Below are 13803 nucleotides of genomic sequence, written 5' to 3'. Positions count from 1 at the left end.
CCCCCCCCCCCCCCCCCCTTCCCCCCCCCCCCCGCCCCCCCCCCGGGGCCCCCCAGGACGAGGTAGGCGGCGACGTCCTCCGGGTCGTCGGTCGCACGCAGCGCGGTCGCGGTGAACAGCTCCTCCAGCAGCCGCTCGTCGCCGACCGTGACCATGAGGATGCGCAGCAGCGGGAGTGCCCGCGTCACGTCCGGCGCCTCCTGCCACTCCCGGCGCAGCGCGGCGATCCGCGACCGCAGCCGCTCGGTGAGCAGGGTGATGGAGGCCGGGAGCCGGGGGTCGGGCGGGTCCAGTTCGCGCCAGGGGCCCTGCCACCACACCGGGTCGGCATCGACGACCTCCGGCGTGCCGCCCGGGTCGCCGAGCCGCGCCTCCACCTCGCCCGCCACGGCGGCGCGGTCGTAGGTGCCGAGGCCGGCGAGCAGCGCGCGGGAGAGCACGGGCGGCGAGACGACGACGGTCCTGTCGTCGTCGAGCGGCGACGTGACGACCCGGCCCGCCGTGACCAGGGCGCCGAGCGCCGCGGCGCCGACCAGCTCGCGGGCGCTGTCCAGCGGGACGGCGCCGCACCACGCCAGCAGCCGCAGCCCGCGCACGTGCTCCTCGGGCAGCAGGGACAGGAAGGCGCCGGGGAGGTCGGCCAGCTCGTGGTCCTCCGGGATGCCGGAGCCGCTCCACACGCCGTCGGCCCTCGCCACGCGCCCCGAGCGCACCGCGGCCTCGAGCAGCAGCAGCGCGGCGCGCGGATTGCCGCCGGTGCCGGTCGTCAGGTCGGCGACCAGGCTCGACTCCACGGTTCCGCCGGTGTGCTCGGCCAGCAGCTCGGTCATCGCGCGGATGCCGAGCGGCGGAACCTCCACGCGCGAGACGGCCAGGCCCAGCTCGCGCGCGGCGAACGCCGCGCCCTCACCTCCCGAGACGACCAGCGCGACCCGGGCGCCCGTGGTCTGCGCGGCGGCGAGCAGCAGGCCGAGGGAGGCGCGATCCGTCTCCTGCACGTCGTCCAGCAGCAGCAGCGGGCGGTGACCGTCGAGCGCCCTCGTGAGCCAGCCGAGCACGTCAGCGGGCGCGGGCCGCGCCTCCAGGTCGGTCAGGAACCCCGGCAGCGGATGGAGGGTCGCGAAGGGCAGCTCGCGCGTCGCCCGTCGCGCGCGCACCAGCAGCGCCGGCCGGCCGGCGTCGTGCGCGCCGCGCGCCAGGTCGGCGAGAACGCGCGACCGGCCGCTCCCGGTGTCGCCCGCCACCACGACGTCGAATCCCGCGTCGAGCCGCTGCCGGGCGGCGTCGAGCACGGCTGAATGAACGGCCACCACGTCCTCCATCCCCGTGGCGGCGCCGGGTGCACGCCGCCGATGGCCGCAGTCTAGCCAGGGCGGGGCGGCGCTCGGCTAGCGCTTTGGACGGCTCCGGAGGGCGGCGATCAGGGGCGGACGAGCGACTTGATCGCGCGGCGCTCGTCCATCGCGGCGTACGCCTCGGCGATGTCGCGCAGCGGCAGCTCGAGGTCGAAGACGCGACCGGGCTGGATGGCGCCGGACCAGACGTCCTGGAGCAGCTCCTCCACGTAGTTGCGCACGGGGGCGACGCCGCCGTTGACGCCGATGTTGCCGTTGAACAGCGGGCGCACCGGCAGCTCGGGCCCGCCGTTCGGCACGCCGACGTAGCCGACCATGCCGCCGGGGCGGGCCGAGCGGATGGCCTGGTCCATCGACTCCTTGGTTCCGACGGCCTCCAGCACGCAGTCCGCTCCGATGCCGTCGAAGAGCGCCTTCACCGCGGCCACGCCCGCGTCGCCGCGCTCGGCGACGATGTCGGTCGCGCCGAACTCGCGGGCGAGCCGCTGGCGGGACTCGTGCCGCGACATGGCGACGATGCGGGAGGCGCCGAGCCGTGCCGAGGCGAGCACGGCGCACAGGCCAACGGCGCCGTCGCCGACGACCACGACGGTGCTGCCCTCGGTGACGCCGGCCGAGACGGCGGCGTGGTGCCCGGTCCCCATCACGTCCGACAGGGTGAGGAGGCTCGGGATGAGCTCGTCGCGCGGGTACTCGGGCGTCGCGACCAGCGACCCGTCGGCGTGCGGCACCCGCACGCGTTCGCCCTGGCCGCCGTCCGCGTAGCCGCCGAGCTGGTCGTTCGCGCCCCACCAGCCGCCGTGCAGGCAGGAGGTGCTGACGCCGTTGCGGCAGTTGACGCAGGTCATGTCGCAGTCGTAGAACGGCGCGATGACGAAGTCGCCGGGCGCGATGGTGCGCACATCGGGGCCGACGGCCTCGACCACGCCGACGAACTCGTGCCCGATGCGGCGGGGCTTCGGGGTCGGCGTCACGCCGCGGTAGCCCCACAGGTCGGAGCCGCACACGCAGGCGGCCACGACGCGGACGATCGCGTCGCCTCCGGTGGACAGGACGGGGTCGGGGACGTCTTCGAGGCGCACGTCGCGCTCTCCGTGGAGGACGGTGGCAAGCATGCTCTCAGGCTACGCCCGGCGGAGGCGGCGCCTGACCGCGAGCGCGAGGCCGGCGGCGAGCAGCGCGGCGGCCAGGAGCGCGAGCGCGGAGACGTCGAGGCCGGTGGACGCGAGGCCGCCCGGTGCGGACCCGGCCGCGGACGAGCCGCCCGCGCCTGCGCCTGTTCCCGAGCCCGTGCCTGTTCCCGAGCCAGCGCCTCCTCCCGAGCCCGCGCCTCCTCCGGTCGACGGCCCGGGCGCCGCCGGCAGCACGATGCCGCTGCGCAGCTCGCGAACCGAGCCGTCCGGCGCCGTGCCGATCGCGAGCAGGGTGTGGGCGCCGGTGTAACCGGCCGGGATGACCACGGTCGCCGTCGCGGTGCCCTGCGCGTCCGCGGTGACCACGGCCAGCACGACCGGCGAGGAGTAGATGCCGAAGGTCACCGGCGAGAGCGGCGCGAAGCCGGTCGCGACGAGCGTCACCGTCTGGCCGGGCGCCGGGTTCGCCGGGACTCCGCCGAGCGGGCCGTCCGCCTCCGGGACCAGCGGCGGCAGCGGGAGCACGGCCGCGTCGGACACGGTGATCGTGAGGGTCTGCGTCACGTCGGGCATGCCGGGCGCCGACGCTGTCAGGGTGACCGGGTAGCTGCCGGCGGGCACCGTCGTGGCGCCCGTGATGGTCGCCGTGCCGTCCGCGCCGGGCGTGAGCACCAGGCCGCCCGGGAGGCCGCCGCTGAGCGAGACGCCCGACACCGCCGGGAAGGCGTGGGCGGTCGTGATCGCGGCCAGCACCTCCACACCCCGCGTCACGGCGAGGGTGCCGGGGCTCGTGAAGGCCGTCGCCTCGGTCACGGTCAGGGTGAAGGCCTGCGTGGTCGCCGGGGCGGCGCCGTTCGAGGCGGAGATGGTGATGGCGTAGTCGCCGCCGGTGCCGGCCGCCGGGGTCCCGCCGAGCACGGCGGTCCCGTCGCCCCGGTCGGTGAAGGTCACACCGGCCGGGAGCGCGCCGGAGCGGGTCAGCGCGACCGCCGCGGGCCAGCCTCCCGAGGTCGTCACGACGAACTGCCCCGAGGTGCCGGCGACGAAGGTGGCGGCGGCGCCGCTCGTGATGGCCGTGGGCTCGGTCACCGTCAGCACGAAGCTCTGCGCGGCGTCCGGCTGGAAGCCGTTGGCCGCCCGCAGCGTGAACGGGTACGCGCCTCCCGAGCCGGCCGGAGCGGTGCCGGAGAGCACGCCGGTGCCGTCGCCGTGGTCGGTCAGGGTCAGCCATGCCGGGAGCCCGGCGCCGGTGAGCGTCGCGGCGGGGTACCCCGTCGTGGTCACCGCGAACGAGAGGGCAGCGCCGGCGGCGACCGTCGCTCCGGCCGCGCTGGTGAAGCCGGGAGCGGTGCCCACCGTCAGCCCGGCCGCCATCGTCGTGGCCGTCCCGGCGGTGCTGCTGAACACGGCCCGGTAGAGCGTGCCGTCGTCCTGCTGCGCCGCGGTGAACGAGAGGGTGACGGCGGTGGCACCCGCGATGTCGCTGAACGACGTTCCGCCGTTCGTCGACCGCTGCCACTGGACGGTCGGCGCCGGGAACCCGGACGCCGCGGCGGTGAACGACGCCGTCGTCCCGGCGTGCACGACCTGGTCGGCGGGGGCGAGGGTGACGGCGGGAGCCTCCGCCACGGTGAGCGTCAGCGTTCCGGTCGCGCTCGGCGAGGGGCCGTTCGTGGCCGTCACCGTGACGGTCGTCGAACCGCCCGGACCGGTCGGCGTGCCGGAGATCGCGGCGGTGCCGTCTCCGTTGTCGGTGAAGGTGAGCCCGGCCGGCAGCGTCCCCGTGAGCGAGAGGGCAGCGACGGGGTAGCCGGTCGTCGTGATCGGGAAGCTGAACGCGGTCCCGACGCGCGCGGCCCCCACCCAGCCGTTGGTGAAGGCCGGCGCCTGCTGCACCGTGAGCGAGAAGGTCTGCGTCGCGGGAGCGCCCTGGCCGTTGGCGGCCGTGAACGTCAGCGTTCCCTGGCCGCCCGTGCCGACCGCGGGGGTGCCCGCAATGGTGGCCGTGCCGTCGCCGTTGTCGGTGAAGGTGAGGCCGCTGGGCAGGGCGCCGGTCCGCGTGATCGTCGGGGCGGGGCGTCCAGAGGCGGTGACCGTGAAGCTGCCCGCTGCTCCCGCGGTGAAGGTCGCGGAGGCGGCGCTGGTGAACGCGGGCGCCGCCGTCATCGCGTACGTGAGCGTCTGCTGCGCAGGGGTGCCGACGCCGTTGGCCGCCGTCACGGTGATCGGGTAGTCCCTGGCCGCCCCGGTCGGCGTGCCGGCGATCGTGGCCGTGCCGTTCCCGTTGTCGACGAACGTCACCCCGGTGGGCAGCGCGCCGACGGCGGTGAGCGTCGGCGTGGGGTACCCGGTCGTGGTGACCGTGAACGACCCCGGCACGCCGAGGGTGCCGGATGCGGTCGGGCCGGAGGTGATCGCGGGGGCGGCCGTGACGGGCACGTTCGTCGTGACGCGCGCCTGATCGAGGGCGGCCGTCACGGTCGCCGTTCCCACGGTCGTGGCGGTGAAAGTGGTGGAGGCCGTCCCGGTGGCGAGGGAGGTCGTGGCCGGCGTCACGGAGCCGCCCGTCGCCGTCCACGTCACAGGGACGTTCGCGAACGCCCCGAGCGACCCGGCCGGCACGGGGTTCCCGCCGAGGTCGCGGAGGGTGACGCTGACGGTCGTCGCCGGCGAGTCGGGCAGGGCGACCTGCGCCGGCGCGGCCGCGGGGATCAGTCTCAGGTACTGCGAGGACGACGCCCCGCTCACGGCGTCGCAGCCGCCAGCGGCCGGAGGGCCGGAGCAGCCCCACCAGGTGCGGGACATGTCCGCCGAGCCCGAGAGCAGGCGTACTGCGGGTGCGGTGTTCCTCGTCACGCGGTTGTAGGAGCCGAGGAGGGAGCCGGCGCTCACCTCGATCGCCGAGGGCGACCCCGCGGTCGTGGTGTTGCTGTCGAAGACGGTCCCGGTGACGCTGAGCGAGCCTCCGTCCAGCCAGAGTCCCGAGGCGTGGAAGAGCCCGGTGCCGGATGCCGTGTTCGCGGTGAAGACCGAGTCGCTGATGCTCATGGTGGCGGCCGCGAAGGCCCCGTTCACGGCCACCGCCGAGCCTCCTGTCGTACCGGCCGAGCTCGCGACGGCTGTGTTGGCCTCGAAGGTGCTGTTCGAGATGGCGAGGCTCTGCGCCCCGCCGGCCGCCGACTGGTAGTACACCGCCCCGCCCGAGCTGGTTCCCGAGCTGTTGCCGCGGAAGACCGTGCGGTCGATCGTCAGCGAACCCCCGATGAACTGCACCGCTCCGCCCGGGCGGTTGGTGGCGGTGGAGGCGGTGTTGGCCCGGTTGTCGATGAACGCCGAGTCCCTGATGGTCAGCGTGTCTGGTGCGCTCGCCCCCGGCCCCGAGCCGCCGATGATCGCGGCGCCGCCGAACGTGTTGTCGACAGCGTCCGAGATGGTCACGCCGCTGATGCTGACGGCGATCCCTCCCATCAGGTCGTGATCGAGGTCGAAGACCTGCTGGGTGCCGCCGCCCGAGATGGTGACCGCGGAGGCGCCGGCGCCGGCGATGGTGATGTTCGTCCCCGGCGTGCGCCCCACGGGGATCGGGCCGCGGGTCAGCGTGTACGCCCCGGGCGGGATGCTCACGGTGGTCGTGTCACCGGCGTTGGACGCGGCGCACAGGGCGTCGCGGATGCTGACGGGCGGCGCGACCGCAGTGGCGCCGCTGCCGCAGACGCCCGCGTCGCTGTCCGCGGTGGTCGTGACGGTGATGCTCCCGGTCGCCTGGGCGGGCGCCGCCACTCCCGCCAGGGAGGCGACGACGGCGAGGGAGACGACGAGGGCGGCCGGGATGAGACGGCGCCGGAGCGATGACGGCATGCGGTGGGCAGGCTTCCGGTGAGGATTCGGGTCGGGTGGAGGTGCGATCGTGCTGCCGTCGCTGGTTCGGGCGCGCGCGAGAAGGTGCGAGTGATCCGATGCTACTGGTGATGGAAATCCGGCGTTGTCCCCTTTGTGCGGGCCAGACCTGCGGCCGCGGGATGCCCTAGGCTCTGTCCATCCCCCGCCCGAGGAAGGACCGCCGTGCCCGAGGTGTCCCGCCGTACCGTGATGGCCTCCGTGCTGGGCGGGCTCGGTGTCGCCGTCGTCGCCCCGGCGGCTCCCGCGATCGCCGGAGCCGGAAGCGGCGCCGCCCACCCGGCCGCGACGACGCCGACCGTGACCAGCGGCACCCCGGCGGAGGCCGTGGTCCCGGTCCGCTCCCACTTCACCGCCGCGATCGGCCGCCCCTTCCGCGCGATCGACGGGGAGCGCACCATCGACGTGCGGCTCGCGAGCGTCGACGACCTGGACCCGGGAAGCGCCGGGGACGAGCACCGGTTCGCGCTGCGGTTCACCGCGTCCGGCTTCGAGGCCGCGGACGGCATCTACACACTGCGCCGCGCGGGCGCACCCGACCTCACGCTCTACCTGACCGCGATCGGACCGCGCGGACTGACCCGCACACTGCAGGCCGTCGTGAACCGGACCGCCTGATGCCCGTGCGGACCATCGCCCTGCGCCCGGCCACCGCCTTCGACGAGCCCTTCCTGCGCCGGGTCTTCGAGGAGGCGCGACGCGAGGAGTTCCCCGGGGTCCCCGCCGCCGACCTCGAGCCCCTCCTCGCGCTGCAATACCGCGCCCACTCCGCCGACCGCGAGGCGCGCTATCCCGATGCGGAGGTCTCGGTGATCCTCGACGGCGGCGAGCCCGTCGGGACGGTCACCGTGCAGCGCGCGGAGGACCGCCTCCACCTCGTCGACCTCGCGGTCGTCGCCGAGCATCGCGGAGCAGGCGTGGCGACGGCCGTGCTGGCCGACCTGCTGGGTTCGGCCGACCACGTGACGCTCACGGTGTGGGCGCTGAACACCGCCGCCCGGCGGCTGTACGAGCGGCATGGCTTCACCGTGATCGCCGAGCAGTTCGGCTACGTGCTGATGGCGACGGAGGCGGACGGATGACGAAGGAGCAGCACTGATGGCGGAGCCGTACCTCGGCGAGATCCGGATGTTCGCCGGCACGTTCGCGCCCGTCGGCTGGGCCTTCTGCGCAGGGCAGACCCTGGCGATCCAGCAGAACCAGGCACTGTTCTCGCTGCTCGGCACGACCTACGGCGGCGACGGCACTGTCACATTCCAGCTGCCGGATCTGCGCGGCCGCTTCCCGCTGCATCAGGACCAGTACGCGGCGGGCGGGCGTCCGTACTATCCAGGCCAGCCCGACGGCCAGGCAGCGGTGACCCTGACAATCGCACAGCTCCCGGCTCACAGCCACCCCGTCCGGGCCGGCGGCGCTGCGACCAGCCCGAACGCCGTGGGCGCCTATCCCGCCGCGTGGGCCGACAACCCATACACGACCGACGGAGCGGCACCGGCCGCCGCGATGTCGCCCTTGGAGGCGCAGCCCGAGGGACGCTCGCAGCCGCACGAGAACCGCCAGCCGTTCCTCGCCGTGAACTTCATCATCGCCCTCCAGGGCGACTTCCCGCCGAGAGAGGACTGAGCGTGGCCGAACCCTACGTCGGCGAGATCCGGCTCGCCGCCCTGACCTATCCGCCCTCCGGGTGGGCCCTCTGCGACGGACAGGCGATCCCCCTCGAGCAGAACCAGGCGCTGTACACGCTGCTGGGCACCCGCTTCGGGGGCGACGGCGTCACCACCTTCTGCCTTCCCGACCTCCGCGGACGGGTGCCGCTCGGTGTGGACAACCTCACCGGGCGGTACCTCCTCGGCCAGTCCGGTGGCGAGGCCGAGCACCGGCTGATCGCTCCGGAGATGCCCGCGCACGGCCACGGCATGGCAGCGGCCGTGTCGGCCACCACCGCGAACCCGTCCGGGGCGCTGCTCGCCCAGCCGGGCAAGGCGGCGTTCGCGCCGCAGGCGTCCACCACCATGGCGGCGGGGACGGTCGCCGCAGCGGGTGCCTCGCAACCGCACAGCAACCTGGCGCCGTCGCTGACGATCTCGTTCATCATCGCCCTGCAGGGCATCTACCCGAACTTCGGATGAGGCAGAAGTGAGCGACTACTACATCGGCGAGATCCGCCTGGTGGCCTTCGACCGGCCCCCCAAGAACTGGGCGTTCTGCCAGGGCCAGACCATGATGATCCAGCAGTACAGCCCGCTCTTCTCGCTCATCGGCACGACGTACGGCGGCGACGGCGTCACCACCTTCAACCTGCCGGACCTGCGCGGCATCACGCCGCTGGCCCCTGACGACCGAAGCGGTCTGCCGCTGGGGGCGCGTGGGGGCGCCGAGCAGGTCGCGCTCACGAGCGCGCAACTGCCGGCGCACACGCACGGCATGACGGCCAGCACCGCCGCCGGCACGACGCCGTCGCCGCAGGACGCCCGCTTCGCGGCGCCGCGGGTGGGCCGCGCCGCGCAGCCCGCCTACGGCGGTACGCCGTCGGTGGCGATGGCGGGCGATGCGCTCGGGACGACCGGCGGCTCGCAGCCGCACAACAACCTCCAGCCCTACCTCGCGCTGAACTTCATCATCGCCCTGACCGGGCTGTACCCGTCCCGCGGCTGACCGCCGCGGGACGGGGTCTCGTTCGCCTACTCCCGCACCGCCCCCACGGTGAGCCGATCGCCGCTCGGGTCGAGGTCGACCCGCACCAGGTCGCCGTCGCGGATCTCGCCCGCGAGCAGCGCCGTCGCCAGCCGGTCGTCGATCTCGCGCTGCATCAGGCGGCGGAGCGGGCGTGCGCCGTAGATCGGGTCGTAGCCGCGCTCGGCCAGCCAGCGGCGCGCGTCCGGGGTGACCGCCAGCTCCAGCCGGCGCTCCTCCAGACGGCGGACCAGCCGGTCGATGTTGAGCTCCACGATCTCGCCGAGCTCCTCCTGGCTGAGCGCCGAGAACACGACGATGTCGTCGAGACGGTTCACGAACTCCGGCTTGAAGGCCTGCCGCACCTGCTGGAGCACAGCCTCCTCCCGCTCCACCTCGTTCAGCGACGGGTCGACCAGGAACTGGCTGCCCAGGTTGGAGGTCAGGATCAGGATCGTGTTCCGGAAGTCGACCGTGCGGCCCTGGCCGTCGGTGAGCCGGCCATCGTCGAGCACCTGCAGGAGCACATCGAACACCTCGGGGTGCGCCTTCTCGACCTCGTCGAGCAGGATGACCGAGTACGGCCGGCGGCGCACCGCCTCCGTCAGCTGGCCGCCCTGCTCGTAGCCGACGTACCCGGGAGGCGCGCCGACGAGCCGCGAGACGGAGAACTTCTCCCCGTACTCGCTCATGTCGATGCGGACCATGGCCTTCTCGTCGTCGAACAGGAAGGCGGCGAGCGCCTTCGCCAGCTCGGTCTTGCCCACACCGGTGGGGCCGAGGAAGAGGAACGATCCGGTCGGCCGGTCGGGGTCGGAGATGCCGGCACGGGTGCGCCGCACGGCATCGGCGACCGCCTGCACGGCCTTCTTCTGGCCGATGATGCGGCGGCCCAGCTCGTGCTCGAGGTGCAGCAGCTTCTCGGTCTCGCCCTGCGTGAGCCGGTCCACCGGGATGCCGGTCCACGCGGCCACCACCGCGGCGATGTCGTCGGCCGTGACCTGCTCGTTCACCATGCGCGGGTGGTCGTGCTCGGCCTGCTCGGCCTCCGCCAGCTCGCGCTCGATGCTCGGGATGGTCTCGTACTCGATGCGCGAGGCCTCCTGGTAGCGGCCGTCGCGCAGGGCGAGGTCGCGCCGGGTCTTGGCCTCGTCGAGCTGGGAGCGGAGCTCGCCGACCCGGTTGAGCGACGCCTTCTCGGCGCGCCAGCGGGCCTGCAGCTCCTCCAGCTGCGCCTCCTGCTCGCGCAGGCGCTCCTGCAGCTGGGCGAGGCGCTCCTTCGAGGCCTCGTCCTTCTCCTTCTTGAGCGCGAACTCCTCGAGCTTCATGCGCTCGACCACGCGCTGGAGCGTGTCGATCTCGACCGGGGCCGAGTCGATCTCCATCTTGAGCCGGCTGGCGGCCTCGTCGATCAGGTCGATGGCCTTGTCCGGCAGCTGCCGCGCGGTGATGTACCGGTTGCTGAGGGAGGCCGCGGCGACCAGCGCCGAGTCCTCGATGGTGACGCCGTGGTGCGCCTCGTAGCGGCCCTTGAGCCCGCGCAGGATGGCGACCGTGTCCTCCACGCTCGGCTCGCCGACGTAGACCTGCTGGAAGCGCCGCTCCAGCGCCGCGTCCTTCTCGATGAACTCGCGGTACTCGTCGAGGGTGGTCGCGCCGATGAGCCGCAGCTCGCCGCGCGCCAGCATCGGCTTCAGCATGTTGGACGCCGCGACGGAGCCCTCGCCGCCGCCGGCGCCCATCAGGATGTGGAGCTCGTCCACGAACGTGATGATCTCGCCCTGGGCGTCGTTGATCTCCTTGAGGACGGCCTTCAGCCGCTCCTCGAACTGGCCGCGGTACATCGCGCCGGCGACCAGCGCGGAGAGATCGAGCGAGACGAGCTGCTTGCCCTTGAGCGAGTCGGCGACGTCGCCGGCCACGATGCGCTGGGCCAGCCCCTCCACGACGGCGGTCTTGCCGACGCCGGGCTCGCCGATGAGCACGGGGTTGTTCTTGGTGCGCCGGGTCAGCACCTGGCTGACGCGGCGGATCTCGGCGTCACGGCCGATGACGGGGTCGAGCTTGCCGCTCTTGGCGATCTCGGTGAGATTCACGCCGTACTGTTCGAGCGCGCTCTTGGCGTCCTCCTGCGTGGAGGGCGCGCCCTGCATGTTCGCCATAGGTGTCCTTTCCAACGGGGGCGAAGTTGAGTCTACTAAGCTCAACTTTCGTTGTGGAGAGGGTATTCCGCCGCAGGCGAACTTTTCCGGCGTCGGCAGCCGAGGCAGCGACGAGGGCGCCCGCCCGTGGCGGCGCACCCTCGTCGGCCTGCTCTTGTCGGCCTGCTCTCGTCGGCCTGCTCTCGTCGGTCTGCTCAGAGAGCCGAGATCCCCGCGGTCGCGATCTCGAGGTCCTGCTCCGGGGTCCCGCCGCCGGAGCCGATCGCGCCGATCAGCGCGCCGGACTCATCGATGATCGGCAGGCCGCCGGCGATGAAGGCCAGGTGCTCGACGCTCGCGTCCGCGAGGGTGTGGAGCGGTGCGCCCGGCTGGATGGCCGCCGCGAGGTCGCCCGACGCGGCGCCGCCGAAGAAGATCGACGTGCGCGCCTTGGCGAAGCTCGACTCGATCGAGATCAGCGGGGCGCCGTCCTGACGGATCGAGGCGACCATGCGCGCGCCCGTGTCGAGGACGGTGATCGAGGACGGGACGCCGAGCTCGGTCGCCGTGGACTCCGCCGCCGCGATGATCCGCTGGGCCTGGCTGAGGGTGATGGACATTCGTTCTTCCTTTCATCGTCACCGGCGGGCGCCGGTGAGCGGGTCGGTGTGGTGGAGGGGCGCGTCGTCAGGCGCCCGGCTCGTCGGTCACGACGACCTTGCCGATGACGCGGCCGCTCTCGACCAGGCCGTGCGCCTCCCGGAGCGTCGCGGCGTCGATCGGACGAAGCACGGTGGTCGCCGTTGTCCGCAGCCGGCCGGCATCGACCAGGCGGCCGACGGACTGGAGGATGTGGTGTTGGCGGACCAGGTCCGGCGCCCGGTGGAGCGACCGCGCGAACATGAACTCCCAGTGCCAGCTCAGCGCCTTGGCCTTCAGCGACACGACGTCGACATGGGTGGGGTCGTCGATCGCCACGATCTGCCCGAACGGCCGCAGGATCGCCTCGTAGACCGGGAGCTGCCCCGCCGAGTTCGTGGTCAGGATCCACTCGACGCCGCCGGGAGCGACCGCGGCGACCTGGCCGACGAGGTCGCGGCGGTGATCGACGACCTCGTGGGCTCCGAGGTCGCGCACCCACGCCTCGCTCTCGGGCCGTGAGGCCGTCGCGATCACCCGCACGCCGGGCAGGAGCGCCCGCGCGAGCTGGATCGCCATCGAGCCGACGCCGCCGGCACCTCCCACGATCAGCAGCGTGCCGGTCGCGTCGGCGTCGATCCGCAGCTTGTCGAACAGGCTCTCCCAGGCGGTCAGCGCCGTCAGCGGCAGCGCGGCGGCCTCCGCCATCGAGAGCGACGCGGGCTTCGCGCCCACGATCCGCTCGTCGACCAGCTGCAGCGCCGCGTCGCTGCCGGGGCGGTCGATCGCACCGGCGTAGTACACCTCGTCGCCGGGCTGGAACAGTGTGACCTCCGCGCCGACCTCGCGCACGACGCCGGCGGCGTCGAAGCCGAGGATGCGCACACCGCCGTCCGGCTCGGAGCCGCTCCGCAGCTTCACGTCGACCGGGTTCACCGACACGGCCACGACCTCCACGAGCAGGTCATGGGGGCCGGGGACCGGCACCGGGATGGTCGTATCCACCAGGCTTCGGGCGTTCGTGACCGGCAGCGCGGCGATCTGGCCGACCGCGCGGACCTCGTTCATCTCTGTCATGGCAGCAGCATGCACGGCCGGCGGTGGTTACCCGCAAGGGCACCTGATTACCTCGCGGTAACCATGAAAGTCCCGGTCAGCGGCAATACCCGTTGGGTATCGATGGCTATGCTGGAGCCATGACCCTCGTCGAACGGTTCGTGGCCGACACGTGCGATCGCAACGACGTCTATGCGGCGGCCTGCCCGTGCCGCGAGATGCTCGACGTCCTGGCGAACAAGTGGTCCGCTCTCGCGATCGGCCTGCTCGAAGACGGGCCGCTGCGGTTCGGCGAGCTCCGGCGGGGTCTGCAGGGCATCAGTCCCAAGGTGCTGTCGGCGACCATGAAGAAGCTTGAGGAGGCCGGGCTCGTCGACCGCACGGTGTTCGCCGAGGTCCCACCCCGCGTCGAGTACTCGCTCACCCCGCTCGGCGTCGGCGCGTCGGCGCCGCTGCGGATGCTGCGCGACTGGGTCGACGAGAACGTCACCCGGCACTGAGCGAGCATCGTCCTCCGCGCCCCGCTGCGCAGTATCCTGTCCCACGATGATCGACCCGATGGATCTGCACGTCGTCCTGATGGACAGCGCGACCGCCGCCGCGCTCTCGCAGATCCTGCCGCTGCTGCTGCTGACCCTGATGGTGGAGCTGCGCCGGGTGGAGGTGCACCGCCGCGGACGCATCATGCTCACGCGCGCGCTGCTCGGGGCGTTCTTCCTCGTGTTCGGGGTGATCGAGACCATCCTGGTGCTGTCGATCGACGGCGCCCTCATCCCGTTCACCTGGGCCGACCTCGCCGCCGGCCTGGTCATCTTCGCGCTGCTGGCGCTGCTGTTCGTTCTTTCGCTGCTGGACTCGCCGAACTCGCGGCGGGGCCGGGATGGCAACGGCGGGCGCGGGCTGCGGGAG

At 73.3% G+C, this 13803-nt stretch carries 13 protein-coding genes; 7 read left to right on the top strand and 6 right to left on the bottom strand.

Features of this window, described 5'->3' with window-relative positions; genetic code table 11:
* The 3 genes from ACR9ZG_RS14345 to ACR9ZG_RS14335 all read right to left on the bottom strand — a co-directional run.
* On the bottom strand, positions 1 to 1310 hold a 1310-nt coding region (locus ACR9ZG_RS14345; RefSeq protein ID WP_481285524.1), incomplete at its 3' end, for a hypothetical protein.
* Between the two features lie 110 nt (positions 1311 to 1420).
* On the bottom strand, positions 1421 to 2470 hold the full coding sequence (locus ACR9ZG_RS14340) for a zinc-dependent alcohol dehydrogenase family protein (RefSeq protein WP_481285523.1): 1050 nt from the start codon (positions 2468 to 2470) through the stop codon (positions 1421 to 1423).
* Positions 2471 to 2479: 9 nt separating this feature from the next.
* Positions 2480 to 6346 (bottom strand): beta strand repeat-containing protein, encoded by a 3867-nt coding sequence (locus ACR9ZG_RS14335; RefSeq protein WP_481285522.1) that lies wholly within the window; start codon positions 6344 to 6346, stop codon positions 2480 to 2482.
* A 204-nt stretch (positions 6347 to 6550) separates the two neighbouring features.
* Between ACR9ZG_RS14335 and ACR9ZG_RS14330 the strand changes: the two genes are divergently transcribed.
* Genes ACR9ZG_RS14330 through ACR9ZG_RS14310 form a run of 5 tightly spaced genes read left to right on the top strand, consistent with a single transcriptional unit; the run spans position 6551 to position 9040 of the window.
* Complete coding sequence (locus ACR9ZG_RS14330) at positions 6551 to 7003, top strand: DUF6916 family protein (protein WP_481285521.1); 453 nt, start codon at positions 6551 to 6553, stop codon at positions 7001 to 7003.
* Positions 7003 to 7467, top strand: a complete 465-nt coding sequence (locus tag ACR9ZG_RS14325) for a GNAT family N-acetyltransferase (RefSeq protein WP_481285520.1) — start codon at positions 7003 to 7005, stop codon at positions 7465 to 7467. The genes ACR9ZG_RS14330 and ACR9ZG_RS14325 overlap by 1 nt, the downstream gene beginning before the upstream one ends.
* 16 nt (positions 7468 to 7483) lie before the next feature.
* A complete protein-coding gene (locus ACR9ZG_RS14320; RefSeq protein ID WP_481285519.1) occupies positions 7484 to 8008 on the top strand; it encodes a phage tail protein in 525 nt (174 codons plus the stop codon).
* A gap of 2 nt (positions 8009 to 8010) precedes the next feature.
* Complete coding sequence (locus ACR9ZG_RS14315) at positions 8011 to 8514, top strand: phage tail protein (RefSeq protein ID WP_481285518.1); 504 nt, start codon at positions 8011 to 8013, stop codon at positions 8512 to 8514.
* A 7-nt stretch (positions 8515 to 8521) separates the two neighbouring features.
* Positions 8522 to 9040 (top strand): phage tail protein, encoded by a 519-nt coding sequence (locus ACR9ZG_RS14310; protein ID WP_481285517.1) that lies wholly within the window; start codon positions 8522 to 8524, stop codon positions 9038 to 9040.
* A 26-nt stretch (positions 9041 to 9066) separates the two neighbouring features.
* Here the strand turns inward: ACR9ZG_RS14310 and ACR9ZG_RS14305 are convergent, their stop codons facing one another.
* From ACR9ZG_RS14305 to ACR9ZG_RS14295, 3 genes are all read right to left on the bottom strand, one after another.
* Positions 9067 to 11220, bottom strand: a complete 2154-nt coding sequence (locus ACR9ZG_RS14305; protein WP_481285516.1) for an ATP-dependent Clp protease ATP-binding subunit — start codon at positions 11218 to 11220, stop codon at positions 9067 to 9069.
* A gap of 194 nt (positions 11221 to 11414) precedes the next feature.
* Positions 11415 to 11819, bottom strand: a complete 405-nt coding sequence (locus ACR9ZG_RS14300; RefSeq protein WP_481285515.1) for a GlcG/HbpS family heme-binding protein — start codon at positions 11817 to 11819, stop codon at positions 11415 to 11417.
* A gap of 67 nt (positions 11820 to 11886) precedes the next feature.
* A complete protein-coding gene (locus tag ACR9ZG_RS14295) occupies positions 11887 to 12915 on the bottom strand; it encodes a zinc-binding alcohol dehydrogenase family protein (RefSeq protein WP_481285514.1) in 1029 nt (342 codons plus the stop codon).
* Positions 12916 to 13034: 119 nt separating this feature from the next.
* On the opposite strand from ACR9ZG_RS14295, the gene ACR9ZG_RS14290 reads away from it, so the two are divergent.
* Both ACR9ZG_RS14290 and ACR9ZG_RS14285 read left to right on the top strand, forming a co-directional pair.
* A complete protein-coding gene (locus ACR9ZG_RS14290; protein ID WP_481285513.1) occupies positions 13035 to 13394 on the top strand; it encodes a winged helix-turn-helix transcriptional regulator in 360 nt (119 codons plus the stop codon).
* Positions 13395 to 13440: 46 nt separating this feature from the next.
* Positions 13441 to 13803 (top strand): hypothetical protein (locus tag ACR9ZG_RS14285; protein WP_481285512.1); only part of this gene is annotated, 363 nt, incomplete at its 3' end.

This window comes from Leifsonia sp. KNZ12-8B, assembly GCF_056755495.1.
The sequence above is the reverse complement of the archived record's forward strand: the minus strand, read 5'-3'. Positions and strand labels throughout refer to the sequence as shown.

Excerpts from the sequence above, each read along its gene's own strand:
- ACR9ZG_RS14340 (WP_481285523.1), bottom strand. The coding sequence starts at position 2,470 with ATGCTTGCCACCGTCCTCCACGGAGAGCGCGACGTGCGCCTCGAAGAC.
- ACR9ZG_RS14305 (WP_481285516.1), bottom strand. The coding sequence starts at position 11,220 with ATGGCGAACATGCAGGGCGCGCCCTCCACGCAGGAGGACGCCAAGAGC.
- ACR9ZG_RS14325 (WP_481285520.1), top strand. The coding sequence starts at position 7,003 with ATGCCCGTGCGGACCATCGCCCTGCGCCCGGCCACCGCCTTCGACGAG.
- ACR9ZG_RS14295 (WP_481285514.1), bottom strand. The coding sequence starts at position 12,915 with ATGACAGAGATGAACGAGGTCCGCGCGGTCGGCCAGATCGCCGCGCTG.
- ACR9ZG_RS14300 (WP_481285515.1), bottom strand. The coding sequence starts at position 11,819 with ATGTCCATCACCCTCAGCCAGGCCCAGCGGATCATCGCGGCGGCGGAG.
- ACR9ZG_RS14320 (WP_481285519.1), top strand. The coding sequence starts at position 7,484 with ATGGCGGAGCCGTACCTCGGCGAGATCCGGATGTTCGCCGGCACGTTC.
- ACR9ZG_RS14335 (WP_481285522.1), bottom strand. The coding sequence starts at position 6,346 with ATGCCGTCATCGCTCCGGCGCCGTCTCATCCCGGCCGCCCTCGTCGTC.
- ACR9ZG_RS14290 (WP_481285513.1), top strand. The coding sequence starts at position 13,035 with ATGACCCTCGTCGAACGGTTCGTGGCCGACACGTGCGATCGCAACGAC.